The sequence below is a fragment of the Paracoccus sp. DMF-8 genome, from assembly GCF_029309835.1.
Lineage (GTDB): Bacteria > Pseudomonadota > Alphaproteobacteria > Rhodobacterales > Rhodobacteraceae > Paracoccus.
The window spans coordinates 456,497-471,296 of record NZ_JARJHL010000010.1 but is presented as its reverse complement, the minus strand read 5'-3'; the positions used below and the strand labels follow the sequence as shown (position 1 = coordinate 471,296).

General features: G+C 64.2%; 11 protein-coding genes. 5 read left to right on the top strand and 6 right to left on the bottom strand.

The window, feature by feature from the left end; translation table 11 throughout:
• Positions 1-53 precede the first annotated feature (53 nt).
• Together PE067_RS09610 and PE067_RS09605 are read right to left on the bottom strand one after the other, a co-directional pair.
• Positions 54-2,003 (bottom strand): TonB-dependent receptor, encoded by a 1,950-nt coding sequence (locus PE067_RS09610; RefSeq protein WP_276189167.1) that lies wholly within the window; start codon positions 2,001-2,003, stop codon positions 54-56.
• A gap of 266 nt (positions 2,004-2,269) precedes the next feature.
• Positions 2,270-3,202, bottom strand: a complete 933-nt coding sequence (locus PE067_RS09605; protein ID WP_276189166.1) for a MurR/RpiR family transcriptional regulator — start codon at positions 3,200-3,202, stop codon at positions 2,270-2,272.
• Positions 3,203-3,302: 100 nt separating this feature from the next.
• On the opposite strand from PE067_RS09605, the gene PE067_RS09600 reads away from it, so the two are divergent.
• Complete coding sequence (locus tag PE067_RS09600) at positions 3,303-3,929, top strand: ABC transporter ATP-binding protein (RefSeq protein WP_276189165.1); 627 nt, start codon at positions 3,303-3,305, stop codon at positions 3,927-3,929.
• Complete coding sequence (locus PE067_RS09595; protein WP_276189164.1) at positions 3,926-4,723, top strand: ABC transporter permease; 798 nt, start codon at positions 3,926-3,928, stop codon at positions 4,721-4,723. The genes PE067_RS09600 and PE067_RS09595 overlap by 4 nt, the downstream gene beginning before the upstream one ends.
• A gap of 20 nt (positions 4,724-4,743) precedes the next feature.
• On the opposite strand, the gene PE067_RS09590 is transcribed toward PE067_RS09595, so the two are convergent.
• From PE067_RS09590 to PE067_RS09575, 4 genes are all read right to left on the bottom strand, one after another.
• Positions 4,744-6,156 (bottom strand): hypothetical protein, encoded by a 1,413-nt coding sequence (locus tag PE067_RS09590; protein WP_276189163.1) that lies wholly within the window; start codon positions 6,154-6,156, stop codon positions 4,744-4,746.
• Positions 6,157-6,431: 275 nt separating this feature from the next.
• Positions 6,432-6,563, bottom strand: a complete 132-nt coding sequence (locus PE067_RS09585; RefSeq protein ID WP_276189162.1) for a hypothetical protein — start codon at positions 6,561-6,563, stop codon at positions 6,432-6,434.
• Positions 6,564-6,781: 218 nt separating this feature from the next.
• Positions 6,782-9,229 (bottom strand): FAD-dependent oxidoreductase, encoded by a 2,448-nt coding sequence (locus tag PE067_RS09580; RefSeq protein ID WP_276189161.1) that lies wholly within the window; start codon positions 9,227-9,229, stop codon positions 6,782-6,784.
• Between the two features lie 86 nt (positions 9,230-9,315).
• The gene (locus PE067_RS09575; protein WP_276189160.1) at positions 9,316-11,760 is read right to left on the bottom strand and encodes an FAD-dependent oxidoreductase; all 2,445 of its coding nucleotides are present in this window, start codon (positions 11,758-11,760) and stop codon (positions 9,316-9,318) included.
• Positions 11,761-11,936: 176 nt separating this feature from the next.
• Here PE067_RS09575 and PE067_RS09570 point away from each other — a divergent pair, with 176 nt between their 5' ends.
• From PE067_RS09570 to PE067_RS09560, 3 genes are all read left to right on the top strand, one after another.
• Positions 11,937-12,536, top strand: a complete 600-nt coding sequence (locus tag PE067_RS09570; RefSeq protein ID WP_346429677.1) for an XRE family transcriptional regulator — start codon at positions 11,937-11,939, stop codon at positions 12,534-12,536.
• 156 nt (positions 12,537-12,692) lie between these two features.
• Positions 12,693-13,841, top strand: coding sequence for an ABC transporter ATP-binding protein (locus PE067_RS09565; RefSeq protein WP_276189158.1), 1,149 nt, complete (start codon positions 12,693-12,695; stop codon positions 13,839-13,841).
• Positions 13,832-14,800, top strand: coding sequence for an ABC transporter substrate-binding protein (locus PE067_RS09560; RefSeq protein ID WP_276189157.1), 969 nt, complete (start codon positions 13,832-13,834; stop codon positions 14,798-14,800). Before PE067_RS09565 ends, PE067_RS09560 begins: the two co-directional genes overlap by 10 nt.

Here is a 14,800-nt window from a genome sequence, read left to right as displayed (position 1 = left end):
CGCCACCTGAACGGTGGCAGCTTTCGCGTTGGTTCACGAGGTTACGCGCGATGTCAGAAGGACATTTTCGCGCCAAGCGTCACCGTCCGGCCGGGGGCGTAAAGCGGATCGATGATCCGGCTGCCGGCGACGCGCTGCACATAGCTGGAACGCTCGTAATAGGTTTCATCGAACAGGTTATCCACGCCCAGGCGGATGACGACATTTTCGTGGTTCTGCGGCTGCCATTCGCCATAGACATTCACGACCGTATAGGACGAATGATCCTCGAAACCGTTATCGGTCAGGTAGTCGCCCGCAAGCTTGCCGGCCCATTCGATGGTGCCGCCGACCTTCAGGCCGTATTGCGGAATTTCCTGGTCGATGAACAGCGTGGCCAGCTTGCCGACCGGCATGACGGTGCCGCCATCGGGGATCTTGTCCTCGCCGTTCTGGGTCACATCCGCCTTGGTAAAGCTGGCGCCGACGCGGCCGCTGCCCCAGCTGTAGCTGCCCTGCAGGGTAAAGCCTTTGCTGCGGTATTCATCGGCATTGACCAAAGCGTAAACCTCGCTGGAGGTGTCGTATTCCCCCAGATCCTTCAGCCTCGTGTCAAAGAAGGTAAGGTTTCCGGTCCAGTTGCCCTGATTGGCGTTCAGGCCCAGCTTGATATTGGTCGCTTCCGCCGCCTCGAAACCGTCCGCCACGGCAAAATCCGAGGTGCGGGCGTGCAACAGCCCGTATTCGCCGAAATTATAGCCCAGCCAGGTGCGCGAACCGCCGGCAAAGACCTCGAAACCTTCGGCGAATTCATAGGCAACCGTGCCGTTCACGCTGGCGCCGGTGTCGCTGTGGCGATCCCCGTTCCAGTCGGTGAAACGGTGATGATCCAGACGCATGCCGGTCGACAGGTCGATGCCGTTGTCGAATTCAAAGCGGCCCTGAACGAAGGCGCCGACCTGCATCGTTTCCATCGACCAGTAACGGCGATCCGTGTCACCGTAATTGTCGATGTCATAATCGTTATAGGCCCAGTCCACCCCGGCGGTAATCTTGCCCTGACCCAGGGTATAGGTGTTTTGCAGCTTGCCGCCGATGGTCTGGGATTCCAGATCCATGTCGCCGTTGGTCCGGTCCTCGGCGTAATCGTTGCGCCAGTATTCGTTGCGGCTGACATAGAACATCGCCTCGGGGTCCCAGGCATCGGTCGGCGCGGTCGAACTGTATTTCAGCGACAAGGTGTTGCGCGTCACCTTCAGCGGATAGACGCTGTCATCCGCGTTCAGGTCCATGTTCATCTTGATGACACGGTCGGCATCATCCTTGCTGTATTCATAGGCCAGTTCAAGGCGGTGATCCTCGAATTCATAGCCCAGCTTGGTCAGCAGGCCTTGCGTCGCGGGTTCGGTGCCCGGCATCTCGCGACCGTTCGCGGCCTCGTAATTGTCGCCATTGGCGGCATGGACCATCATGAACCAGTCAAAGCCGCCATAGACCCCGTAACCGGCCAGAGACCCGGAAAAGCCGCGCCCGTTGCTGCCATAGGACAGGCCGACCCGGCCGCCCATGCTCTGACCATCGGCCAGCAGATCCTTGGCGCCGACAGTTTCATAACGCACCGCACCGGCGGCCGCGCCGAAACCGGAATCGGCGGCGGCGGCGCCCGCCTCGACCTCGACCGATTTCAGAAAAGCCGGGTCGATCACGTTCGAGCCGGTATGGTGCCAGCTTGTCACGCCCTGCGGCACCCCGTCCACGGTCACGGCAAGGTTCGACTGTTCCATGCCAAAGACGTGGATACGCTTGGACGGGCCCGCCCCGCCCGAAACGGTGATCGCGGAATCGCGGGCGAAAAGCTCGGAGACATCGGCGGGCGCCATGGCCTCGATATCCTCGGCGGAAACCGAAACGCCGCCGGTCGCCTCGACGTTTTCCTCGCCTCCGGCGATCAGGGTGATCGTGTCCAGCACAATGACCCCTTCGGTGCCGGTGTAAGTCTCTTGAGCCTGAAGAGATGCCGCCATCGCAAGCGCCGAGCATCCCCCCAGCGATAGAATCGCGGTGAGTTTCATATATGACTCCAAAAGTCGTGTGTTCGGGCTTGCTGATGGCTGGCGGCCATCGGATTACGAATCTTTCGCGGCGGCTGACATCGGTTTTTTGTGACGAAATGTGTCTGTGTTGAATTTGCCACAGGGCATTTGCGGCAACAGGATCGGCACCTGCTGCCGGACGCGCCCTGCCCGCGCTGAAAACAGCGGGAAAGGGCCGGACCCCACCCAGAAAACGGTCAGATATCGGCGCGCGGGTCGGAAATCGCGCGTCGGCCGGGCCGGGTCAATTCGCGAAGGCGTTCGAGTTCTTCCAGGGCGTGAATTGAAATTTCGCGGCCGGTTGTCGCCGGGCCCAGCAACAGCATTTCAAGGCAGGCCAGCGTGGGAACATGCGATGCGACGCGCCCGCTTCGCCCTCGGGGTATCTCAAGCACAACGGTCGATGCCCGCGCGGTCTTTTCTTCGGGCAGGTCCGTCACCAGAACGATGGGGAGGTTCTGCCGGCGCGCCTCGAAGATGGTTGCTTCGGCTTCGCGATAGGATCTGCCGAAGGACAGCATCACGACCGCGTCACCTGCCGACAGGTCCAGCAACTGATCCGCAAGCCCCGCCCCCATCTGATCCAGCACCAGGCTGCTGCGCCCCTTGCGACGCAATCTTGCGGCGAAATGCGCCGCGACATGCGCGGTCGGACCAACGCCGAAAACGGCGATCCGGTCCGCGAGATGCAGCACCCTGAGCGCGTCCATCATCGCATCGCGCATCGCGCCGCCGGCATCCAGTGCCGCCTGCGCATCGGCAAGGGATGCGATCACCTCATCCATCGCCGCCTCGGCGTTTTCGCCCAGTTCTGCCCATGTCCGGGTCAGATTGTCGGCGGGCGTGTCCCGCCCGGTCAGGCAGGCGGACAGTTCGGCCCTCAGATCATGCAGGCCATGAAAACCCAGGGCCTGAACCGCCCGGATCACGGTCGCATCCGACGTCCCGGCGGCCCGCCCCAGTTCAATCGCCGAAAAGGTCAGGACATCGACGCGATTGGCGTCGATGAATTCCGCAACCCTTCTGAACGATGGGGACAGGCGCTGACGATACCGCGCGAAACGCTCTGCGAAAACATCCCTCGTTCCCGAGTTCCTGCGGCGCGGATTTGGCGAGGGTGTTGGCGACATGGCGGGCTTGTATATCCTCGGCGACAGCGGTAGCGTTCACTACCATAACACCAGAGATCAGCATATGCTACCCTCTCCCCGAAGAATGCAGTCAGGCTCTGTGTCCGCGGCGCCGGATCCGACGGAAGCCCTGCACATCGCCAATGTGTCGAAAGGCGCGGGTTTTCCCGCCCTGACGCTGACCATCCCCGCGGGTGAATGTGTCGTTCTGTCCGGGCCGTCCGGCGTGGGGAAAAGCACGCTTTTGCGGCTGATCGTCGATCTGGATCCCGGCATTGGATCGGCCCGGATCGGGAACCGCATCCGCGAGGAAATCCCCGCCTATGAATGGCGGAAGATGGTGGCCTATGTCCCGGCCGATTCAGGCTGGTGGGCGCCCCGCGTGTCCGACCACATGTCCGACGAAAGCCGCGCCAGAAGCCTGCTGGCCCCTCTGGGGCTGCCGGAAAGACTGATGGCATCCTCGCCCGACGACCTGTCCAGCGGAGAGCGCCAGCGGCTGGCCCTGATCCGGGCGATGATCCGGCAGCCGCGCTTCATGCTGCTGGATGAGCCGACGGCTTCGCTGGATCCCGCGACGGCCCGGCTCGTCGAAAACGAAATGATCAGGGCCACGAAAAACGGTCTTGGCCTGCTGGTGGTGTCGCATGATCCGGACCAGATCGCCCGGCTGTCCGACCGCCATTATGTGCTTTCCGCCACGGGCGTCGCAGGGCCGCTGCCATGACTCCGGTCGAGCTTTCGTTTTCAGATTTCCTGATCGCGGCAAGCAGCCTGCTGATCGCCTCGGCGCTGTCCGTGCGGCTGTCGCTCAGGATGCATGCGCCGCTTGTGGTGGCGGCGCTCAGAATGATCGCGCAGCTGGTGCTGGTCGGGATCGCGCTGCGCTATGTTATCGCCGCGTCCAGGGCGCCGGTCACCCTTTCGGTCGCCGCCCTGATGATCGCCGCCGCAGTCCGCGAGGTCCATTCCAGACAGAAGCATCATTTTTCCGGCTGGCGCCGCTACGGTCTGGGCGGGCTGCCCGTCGCCGTTTCGGCGGTTTTCATCACCGGGCTGGCCCTGACCACGGCGCTTCGGCAGGATGAATGGCTTGCGCCTCAGCACGCCATTCCCCTGATCGGCATCATTCTGGGGACGGTCCTGAACAGCACGAGCCTGGCGCTGAACACGATGCTGGATAAAATCCACCGCGAAAGACGCGCGATCGAAGCGCAACTGTTGCTAGGCGCGGATCGCAGAACGGCCCTGCGCGAGATCAGTTCAGCCGCAGCGCATAACGGGCTTATTCCCGTGATCAACCAGATGGCGGGCGCAGGTATCATCACCATGCCGGGGATCATGACGGGGCAGATCCTGGCGGGGATGGATCCGCTGGCCGCTGCCCGCTACCAGATATTGCTGATGCTGCTGCTTGCCGGGGCGGGGGCCTTGTCGGTGGTGATCGCAACGCGGCTTTGCATCGCGTCCGTCACGGATCACCGGCACCGTCTTCGCTTGGGGCGGGTCGCGCAGGACTGAACATCCCCAACGCCCTCATTCTACATCAGCATCGCCAAGATCAGCACCCAGACCGAGATGACGCAGCCCATCACCACCGCGTAAGGCCCGTTCCAGCGCATGCCCGCCTGCCGGGCCGAGACCTTGCCATAGCTGCCCACCAGCAGGACCGAGGCCGTGAAGGGCGAGGTCACGCCGCTCAGCGCCCAGCCCCCCGTGATCGCCGCGACCAGGACCGCCGGATGAACCCCCATCGCGGCGGGCGATGGCAGCAGCGGCACGATCAGCGACACGGAAAGAATGGGATTCATCCCCAACTGACCGCTCAACGGCACCAGCCAGACCAGCGCGACCAGAATCGCCCAGGCCGGGACAGCCGAGAAATCCAGCCCCAGACGGCCCATCAACGGCACCAGCAGAAAGGCACCCAGACTGCCGATGAAGGCCGCCATGAACAGCAGCACCATCTGATTGCCATAGGCCGGCAGGTCCCGCCCGACGAATTCGGCGATGCGACGGCCGACATGGGCCGGACGTCCGCCGGGCATCCCCGCGCCCTGCTGCCAGATCCAGATGATGGCGACCAGCGGCACGAATGACATGACGCCGCCGATCACATCCACCCCCGTTGCCATGCTCAACAGGACGACGCCGACGATCACCGCCCCAAGCAGCAACAGCAGCGGCCGCAGATGGGTCAGCCAGCCCCCCGCCACCACCGGGGAAACGGGGGCGGGCCGGGCCAGGCGCGGCTTGAAGACCGTGTCCATGCCCCAGCCCACCAGGATCATCATGGCCGCGTTCAGCAGGCAGGGCAGCGCCACCAACCCCCATTCGGTGCCCGGCACCAGCGACAGCGTGATCGCCATGGAAAAGCCCAGTGGCGACCAGCACAGCGTCGAGGCAAAGCCCCGGTTGATGGCAACCAGCATCCGCCGCAGCCGGTGGCGGCGCAGTTCCGCATCGGTTTCCCGCGCGGTGCTTTCGGCGGCCAGCGACCCCAGCAGCGCGATCGAGCCGTAAAGCAGGATCAGCCCGAACAGATGGCCGCCGATGGTCAGCGCGATATAGCGCAGGCCGGGCCTTTGCCCGGCAAGGAAGCGGCCGCATTCCAGAATTTCGGCGGAGCCCGAGGCGGCGGCGCGGATCGCCATCAGCGCCGTATACAGCGCAATGACAAAGCTGCCGCGCTCGACCGCGGTCCGAGTCCCGGCGAACCAGTCGGGCCGGGTGCCTATCGCGACCCCCGCCATGACCATGCCGACCAGCACGAAGACGACCGGAGCCGTCCGGTCGACAAGGCTGAAGGCGACGATGCCGGCCAGCGCCGACAGGCCTGCGACCGACGCCGCAGCCGGGCTGGCGCTGTATTCCCACAGGATGGTGGCAAGCATCGCGCCGACGGGAAACAGCCCGGAACATGACAGGATCCGGGCGCGCAGATCCGTGTTCATCTGGTGTCGTATCCCGTGGCCGGTCCGGAAATCCGGGCTTCCGCAATGAAATCCTGTCCTGCGATCCGCATCTGCCCTGTTTCCCCGGATTTCACATCCCGCATCTGTGCCCGGCAACAACACGATCCGCCCGTGGTTCTCAAGCCTCTGCGCCCCTGTCTTGCAGGAATCATGTCTTGCCCCGGCCGCACTGTCGCGCGATGGCGACAGGATCATCGGTGCCTGCCCCTCTCATACAGGCCAATGCCGGGATGGGCCATCGGCCCCGATCCGCCTCATGGCACCCAGGATCCGGCAATCTCGGCAACGCCGCCGACCAGCGCGGCAATCATGTCGTCGCCGGTCGGGGCAACAAGGCTCGTCCCGGTCAGCGGGGGGGCGGCGGCATGGATCCGTCCCCGGGGCATTGCGCACCCCGTCCCTCCGGCAGCGCGAAAAGACGGGCATGCCCCGCCGCCGCCTGCGAGACCAGCCGATGCCGCCTACCCTGAATTTCATCCGCAACGATCACGAAGCCACGCCCCTGCCGCCAGTTACCGGGCGGCAATGGCGACAGCTACCTTTCCGGGGAAAGTTTCCGGGGAATGGGCCGCCCAAATCTCGGGGCAACCCGGCAGGCAAAGCGTCACAGCTTAACGCGGGCGGATTTCGGATCGTAAAGCGGGGCCAGGCTGACCTCGGCGGGCACGATCCGGCCCGCGACGTCGATGGCATAGCCCGATTCCAGCATTTCCACCGGGGTCTCATCGCTGCGGCAGGGCACATAGCCCAGCCCGATCGCGGCCCCGAGCGCATGGCCGTAATTGCCCGAGGTCAGATGTCCCACGATTTTCCCGTCGCGCAGGATCGGTTCATTGTGGAACAGCAGCGGCTCGGGGTCGCGCAGGCGGAATTGCATCAGGCGGCGAGTCAGCCCGGTTTCGCGTTTGCGCAAGACCGCATCGCGGCCGATGAAATCGCCCCTGGCCGTTTTCACCGCAAAACCCAGGCCCGCCTCCAGCACATGATCCTCGTCGGTGATGTCATGGCCGAAATGGCGATAGGCCTTTTCGATGCGGCAACTGTCCATCGCATGCAGCCCGCAAAGCTTCAGGCCGACCTGTTCGCCCGCGTCCAGCAGAGTTTCAAAGACATGGGCGGCCTGATCGGTCGGGATATACAGCTCCCACCCCAATTCGCCGACATAGGTCACGCGATGGGCGCGGGCCAACCCCATGCCGATCTCGATTTCCCGCGCGGTGCCAAAAGGATGCGCAGCGTTCGAGAAATCATCGGGCGACACCAGCGCCAGCAGTTCACGCGCGCCCGGCCCCATCAGCGGCAGCACGGATTCGGCGGCGGTGATGTCGGTAATCGTGACGAATTCATCGCCCAGATGGCGGCGCAGCCAGGCCAGATCGCGCTGCAAGGTGGCACCCGGCACGACCAGCAGAAAACCGGTTTCCGACAGCCGCGTCACGGTCAGGTCGGATTCGATGCCGCCGCGCGTGTTCAGCATCTGCGTATAGGTGATCCGCCCCACCGCCACGTTCATCTCATTCGCGCAAAGCCACTGCAAAAAGGCCAAGGCATCGCGCCCCTCGACCCGGATCTTGCCGAAGCTGGTCATGTCCAAGAGGCCGACGCCCTCGCGCAGCGCCATATGTTCGGCGCGCTGGTTGTCGAACCAGTTCTGGCGACCCCAAGAATAGCGGTATTCGCGCGGCTGGCCGGGATCCGCGAACCAGTTGGCGCGTTCCCAGCCCGCGACCTCACCAAAGACCGCGCCGCGCGCTTTCAGATGTTCATGCAGGGGCGAACGGCGGATGCCGCGCGACGTCGTCATCTGGCGATAGGGGAAATGGTCGGCATAAAGCAGGCCAAGGGTTTCGCTGACCCGTTCGCGCAGATAGTGGCGGTTGCGCTGAAAGGGTTGGGCGCGGCGGATATCGACCTCCCACAGGTCAAAGGGCGGCTCGCCGTCATGCATCCATTGCGCCAGCGCCATGCCTGCCCCGCCCGAGGACACGATGCCGATGGAATTATAGCCCGCCGCGACCCAATAGCCGCACAGTTCCGGCGCCTCGCCCAGATAATAGCGGTCATCGGGGGTGAAACTTTCCGGGCCGTTGAAGAAGGTGTGAATCCCCGCAGTCGCCAGCAGCGGCATCCGGGCCACGGCACTCGCAAGGATCGGCTCGAAATGGTCGAAATCCTCGGGCAATTGGTCGAAGCAGAAATCATCGGGGATGCCGGACATGCCCCAGGGCTTGGCCTTGGGCTCGAACGCGCCAAGCAGGATCTTGCCCGCGTCCTCCTTGTAATAGGCGCATTCGTCGGGCACGCGCAGCACCGGCAATTGCGCCAGTTCAGGGATGTTTTCGGTGACGATATAGAAATGTTCGCAGGCATGCAGCGGCAGGGTGACGCCGTTACGCGCGGCCAGATCGCGGCCCCACATGCCACCGCAATTCACCACGTTTTCAGTGGCGATATGACCCTGTTCGCCGCCCGCTTCCCAGTCCACGCCGGTCACGCGGCCATTCGCCGTGACAACGCGCGTGACCTTGACCTGTTCGACGATCCTTGCGCCCATCTGACGCGCGCCCTTGGCCAGCGCCAGCGCGATATTGCCCGGATCGGCCTGACCGTCGCCGGGCAGATGCACGCCCGCAACCACATCGGAGATTTCCAGATGGGGATAAAGGTCCAGCACCTCGCGCGGGGAAAGCTCGTTCACGTCCACGCCAAAGGCGCGGGCCAGCGCGGCCTGACGCAGGATTTCCTCGCGCCGCTCATCGGTCAGGGCGACGGTGATGGATCCGCATTGCCGCAACCCGGTCGCCAGCCCGGTTTCGGCCTCCAGCCGCGTGTAAAGATCGGCGGAATATTTCGCCAGCCGCGTCATGTTCTGGCTGGCGCGCAACTGTCCGATCAGCCCTGCCGCATGCCATGTCGTGCCGGAGGTCAACTGCTTGCGTTCCAGCAGCACGATATCGGTCCAGCCGAGTTTCGCGAGGTGCCAGGCGACAGAGCAGCCCGAAATACCGCCACCGATGATGACGACACGGGCCCGGGTGGGGAGATCGACCATTTTCCTTACTTCCTGTTGGGGGCCGCCATCCTTGGACGGGGCGCCATCATTGTTCTTGTCCGCCCCCCGGCATCGGGGGACGCAGATCAGGCCTTGATGCGGGTGTTTTCCGGATCCCAAAGCGCGCCATCGCCCGCAATCTTCGCGGAATAGCGGCGGTCGAAAATCTCGACCTCGACCGCTGTGCCGGGGGTGTTCAGCGCGTTTTCGATCATGCCAAGCCCGATACAGGCCCCGACGCGGTGGCCCCAGGCGGATGAGGTCAGTTCGCCCACGATGCGCCCCCGGTGCCAGATCGAGGCCATATAGGGCGCATCATAGGCATCGCAACCGATCACCAGCGCGGCAAAACTGGTCGGGCGCGGGTTGTCGCGTTCGGCCAGCAGGGCGGCGCGGCCCCGGAAATCGGGCTTGTCCCAATCGACAAAGCGCCCAAGCCCCGATTGCAGCACCGTGTAATCGGTGGAAAGATCGCCCTTCCACGCGCGATAGCCTTTTTCGATGCGCAAACAATCCAGCGCGAACATGCCAAAGGCGCGCAGCCCAAGCGGCTGGCCCGCCGACCAGACCGCATCCCAGACCGCCGCCGTATCGGCATTGCGCGTGTGCAATTCCCAGCCCAGTTCCCCGGCAAAGCTGACGCGGGCAAGCCAGACCTCGCGCCCCGCGATGCGGCCCCAGTGATGGGTCAGCCAGCCCTTGGCCAGATCGGCATCCGCCCCGGCAGCCAGCAGGATATCGCGCGACAGCGGGCCGGTCAGCATCTGGGTTGACCAATCGGCGGATTCATCGCTCAGGGTCAGGCCGGGGTCCAGATGCTGGCGCAACCATTCGCTGTCATGGGACTGGGCGGCGGCGGCAGTGATCAGCAGGATTTCATCATCATCCAGCCGTGCCAGCGACATTTCCGTCACCACCCGGCCCGCGTCATCGGCGAAATAGCCCAGCCCCAGCCGCCCGACCGCAGGCACCCGCCCGGTGATCTGGCGCGACAGCCAACCGGCGGCCCCTGCCCCGCTCAGCCGGAAACGCGAAAACCCCGGCAGGTCAAGGATCCCTGCCGCATCGCGCACCGCCGCGCATTCCCCGGCCACGGCATCGAACCACGGACCTGCGCGGCGCCATGTCCGTTGCGCCGCTTCGCTGGTGTCATCGCCGGGACGGGCGAACCACAGGGCGCGTTCCCACCCGTTAGCGGGGCCGAATTGCGCGCCAAGCGCCGCCACGCGGTCATGGAGGGGCGACAGCTTCCGCATCCGCCCCTCGGGCCAGGTATGATGCGGGAAATGCATCGCATATTCATTGGCATAGATTTCCTTGCCCTTGGCGATGGCATAGTCGCGATCCTCGAATCCGGTAAAACGGCGGGGGTCGCAGGACCACATGTCCCATTCGGTCGCCCCTTCGGTGATCCATTCGGCCAGCACCTTGCCCGCGCCGCCGCCCTGACAGATGCCAAAGGTAAAGACGCAGGCCTCAAAGGCGTTGGACACGCCGGGCATCGGGCCGATCAGCGGGTTGCCGTCGGGCGTGTAGGGGATCGGGCCGTTGATGACGCTGCTCAGCGCGCCTTTTTCCAGCAGCGGCACCCGTGCCATGGCATCCGTCATGTGCCATTCGAGCCGGTCCAGATCGTCGGGATAAAGCTGGAAGCTGAAGTCTTCCGGGAACGGATCGTCCGGGGTGATCCAATGGGCGCGGCAGTCACGCTCATAGGGGCCAAGGTTGAAGCCGAATTTTTCCTGCCGCAGGTAATAGCTGCTGTCCACGTCGCGCAGCAGCGGCAGCTTGTGGCCGGTCTCGCGGGTCCAGGCCTCGATTTCGGGGATGGTGTCGAACAGCAGATATTGATGGCTCATCACCACCATGGGCAATTCGCGCCCGAACCAGCGGGCGACCTGACCGGCGTAGTAACCCGCCGCGTTCACGACATATTCGCAGCGGATTTCGCCCTTGGCGGTTTCGATGACCCATTCGTCACCTTCGCGCCGGGCGCCGGTCGCGGGGCAGAAACGCTCGATCCGGGCGCCCATCTGCCGCGCGCCCTTGGCCAGCGCCTGCGTCAGCTGCGCCGGGTCGATATCGCCGTCATGGGGGTCGTAAAGTGCGCCGGTCAGGTCATGGGTCGAGACAAAGGGATATTTGCCGCGCAATTCGTCCGGGGTCAGGATTTCCAGCCCCATATCCCGCCGCCGTCCCATGCCCACGACGCGGCGGAATTCGTCCAGCCGTTCGGCGCTGTGGCCAAGGCGGACAGATCCCGTGACGTGATAGTTCATCGGATAATCGACCTCATCCGCCAGCCGACGATAGAGATCGGCAGAATATCTCTGCATGTTCATGATCGACCAGCTTGCCGAAAAGGTCGGCACATTGCCCGCCGCGTGCCAGGTCGAACCGGCGGTCAGTTCGTTCTTTTCCAGCAGGATGCAATCGCGCCACCCCGCCCTGGCAAGGTGATACAGCGCCGAGACGCCGACCACGCCGCCCCCTATGATGACGACACGGGCCGAGGCTGGAAGTGATGACATGCGGGCTGTCTCCGTGGTCTGTGCGATGCGCTGCGGGGCGTGAATAAAATCATGCTCTGAAACTCTATAATGAAAATCAAGACAAAAATTTCATTTTTGCAGAATATCGAAAGGCTACCATCATGAAACTGATGGAAGCCGCCTGATGAACCTTGTCATTCGCGGATCGACAGGTGATGCTGCGCCCCGCTTCTCATCGGTTAGGACCGCTGCCTTTGATCTTGAACAGTCTTGTCGGGAACGACATCAGGGCGCTGCGAAAGTCGCGTGGCCTGACCATCAAGGAATTGTCGGCCGTGCTGGGCAGGTCCGTGGGCTGGCTCAGCCAGGTCGAAAGGGGGCAGGCGATCCCGTCCATTCAGGATCTGTCGAGCATCGCCACGCATTTCGGCGTGAACATCAGCTTTTTCTTTCGCTCGGCGAATCAGAGACCAGAGGAAAGGGGGCTGATCCTGCGTTCGGCCGACCGCACCTCGATCGGTTCCAGCGGATCCGGTCTGGTCGAGGAACTGCTGTCGCCCACCCTTGGCGGCAGCTTCGAGATGATCAAATCCACCTTCGCCCCGAAATCCAGCAGCGGCGGGCTGAAAGCGTCCCGGAAAACCGAGGACGGCGGCGTGCTGATTTCCGGCGAACTGACCCTGTGGATCGGCACGCTGGAGGTGCAGCTCAAACCCGGCGACAGCTTTCAGTTCGTCGAACAAAAGTACGGCTGGCGCAATGACGGGGCGGAGCCTGCCGTGGTGATCTGGGTCATTTCACCGCCGATCTACTGACGAAACGCGATTTTCAACGCGCTGGCCGGGCAGCTTTGGACACCCGGCCCGAGACCCCGGCCACAGAGTTCATAAAGAATTTACAGAACGGCCATGCGCCTGTCACGCCGCCGCTGCATCAGTCGCGCCGGAATGACAGGAAAGGGACAGCGCGGCATGACGGGTTTGCGGCTGTCGAACATCGGCAAGAGCTATGGCGAGACCAGGGTTCTGGCGAATATCGACCTTGATATCGCGGCGGGTGAATTCGTGGCCGTGCTTGGCCCCTCGGGCTGCGGCAAGACCACGCTGCTGCGGCTGATCGCGGGCTTTGACAAACCCGATGAAGGCACGATCACCCTGGGCGACCGGCAGGTGGCCGGTGGCAAGGTCATGGTGCCGCCGGAAGCGCGCGGCATCGGCATCGTGTTTCAAAGCTATGCGCTGTGGCCGCATATGTCGGTGGCCGAGAATGTGGGCTATGCGCTGAAGGTCGCGCGCCTGCCCCGGACCGAACGCGAAACGCGGGTCGCCCGCGCGCTGGACATGGTCAACCTGACGCCCTTTGCAACCCGCCGCCCGGCGGATCTGTCGGGCGGGCAGCGTCAGCGGGTGGCGCTGGCGCGCTGCCTTGCCGCCGGATCGGATCTGGTGCTGCTGGATGAGCCGCTGGCCAATCTGGACGTGCATCTGCGCGCCGCGATGGAGGAGGAATTCCACCGCTTTCACCGCGAAAGCGGCGCAACGCTGGTCTATATCACGCATGACCAGTCCGAAGCGATGGCGCTGGCCGACCGTATCGCCGTGATGGACAAGGGCCGGCTGCTGCAATGCGCCAGCCCCCGCGATCTTTACCGCGAACCCGCCGATGCCACGGTGGCGGGTTTCATCGGCGGCGGGCTGGTGCTGCCGGTCGACGACCTGCGGCCTCTGGGCCACGGAATCGCCACGGCCGACCTGCTGGGCAGGCGCCTGCGGCTGCGCTGCCATGCCGGGGAAACGGCGCGGAGCCTTGCCATGGCCTCGACCCATCCCGCCGATATCCACATCGCCGCCCCGGACGAAACCGGCATTCCCGCGCGTGTCATCGCCCGCACCTATCGCGGCGGCAGCTGGTCCTATGAGCTGCGCCCCGAGGCCGACCCGACATTGAAGCTGCCGATGTCCCTGCCCGACACCGCCACCCCGCCCGAACCGGGCGCGTTGCTTGAACTGGCGTTCCGCGATCTCTGGGCCATTCCGCTGGCCGATGCTTCCCGATCCCACGGGGCGCCACCCTCTTCTTTCCCCTCCCCGCATCTTACGGAGCAATTCCAATGCGCCTGACCGCCACCGCCCTTGTCCTGACGCTGTCCGCCGCCGCGGCCTCGGCGCAGACGACGCTGACGCTTTACACCTCGCAATCGCCGGAAATCGCGCAGCAGACCGCCGATGCCTTCATGGCCAAGCATCCCGAGATCACCGTGGAATGGATGCGCAACGGCACCTCTCAACTGATGAACATCCTTGCCGCCGAACAGCAGGCCGGCGACATCAAGGCCGACGTGCTGCTGGTCGCCGACAGCATCAACTTGGGAACGCTGAAACAGCAGGGCCTGCTGATGGCATGGCCGGATGCGCCGCTGGATGGCATCGACCCGCTGACCTATGACGCCGACAAGACCTTTTTCGGGACCAAGATTTCCTCGACCGGGATCGTCTACAACACCACGATCGCCGAGCCGGTCACGGGCTGGGCCGATCTGTTCAGCGACGCCAATGCGGGCCAGATCGTCGCCCCCAGCCCGCTATATTCCGGCGCGGCGCTGGTCCATATGCATTCCCTGCTGCAGGATCCGGCGCAGGGCTGGGCCTATTACGAACGCCTGAACGAGCTGGGCGTGGTCCCCGAAGGCGGCAACGGCCCGGTGCTGAAGGCCGTGGCCGGGGGGCAGGTCAAATATGGCGTCAACATCGACGCCGATGTGCTGCGCGCCCAAAAGGCCGGATCGCCGGTTGAATTCATCTATCCGACCGAAGGCGCGACCTTTTTCACCGAACCCGCCGCGATCCTCGCCAATACCGATCAGGTCGAGGCGGCCAGGGCCTTCGTCGCCTTCGTGCTGTCCGAGGATGGCCAGAAACTGGCCGCCGAACAGGGCTATATCCCGGTGAACCCCAAGGTCGCCTCGCCCGAAGGCATGCCCGCCCTGTCCGAAATCAAGCTGCTGCCGCTGGATGCCGACCGCGCCGTGGCCGAGGACGGCGATGCCCGCGCCAGATTCACCGAGATCTTCGGCGGCTGA

Coding starts and splice junctions, on each gene's coding strand:
- PE067_RS09610 (WP_276189167.1), bottom strand. CDS start 2,003: ATGGCGGCATCTCTTCAGGCTCAAGAGACTTACACCGGCACCGAAGGG.
- PE067_RS09605 (WP_276189166.1), bottom strand. CDS start 3,202: ATGTCGCCAACACCCTCGCCAAATCCGCGCCGCAGGAACTCGGGAACG.
- PE067_RS09595 (WP_276189164.1), top strand. CDS start 3,926: ATGACTCCGGTCGAGCTTTCGTTTTCAGATTTCCTGATCGCGGCAAGC.
- PE067_RS09590 (WP_276189163.1), bottom strand. CDS start 6,156: ATGAACACGGATCTGCGCGCCCGGATCCTGTCATGTTCCGGGCTGTTT.
- PE067_RS09585 (WP_276189162.1), bottom strand. CDS start 6,563: ATGCCCCGGGGACGGATCCATGCCGCCGCCCCCCCGCTGACCGGGACG.
- PE067_RS09580 (WP_276189161.1), bottom strand. CDS start 9,229: ATGGTCGATCTCCCCACCCGGGCCCGTGTCGTCATCATCGGTGGCGGT.
- PE067_RS09575 (WP_276189160.1), bottom strand. CDS start 11,760: ATGTCATCACTTCCAGCCTCGGCCCGTGTCGTCATCATAGGGGGCGGC.
- PE067_RS09570 (WP_346429677.1), top strand. CDS start 11,937: ATGCTGCGCCCCGCTTCTCATCGGTTAGGACCGCTGCCTTTGATCTTG.
- PE067_RS09565 (WP_276189158.1), top strand. CDS start 12,693: ATGACGGGTTTGCGGCTGTCGAACATCGGCAAGAGCTATGGCGAGACC.
- PE067_RS09560 (WP_276189157.1), top strand. CDS start 13,832: ATGCGCCTGACCGCCACCGCCCTTGTCCTGACGCTGTCCGCCGCCGCG.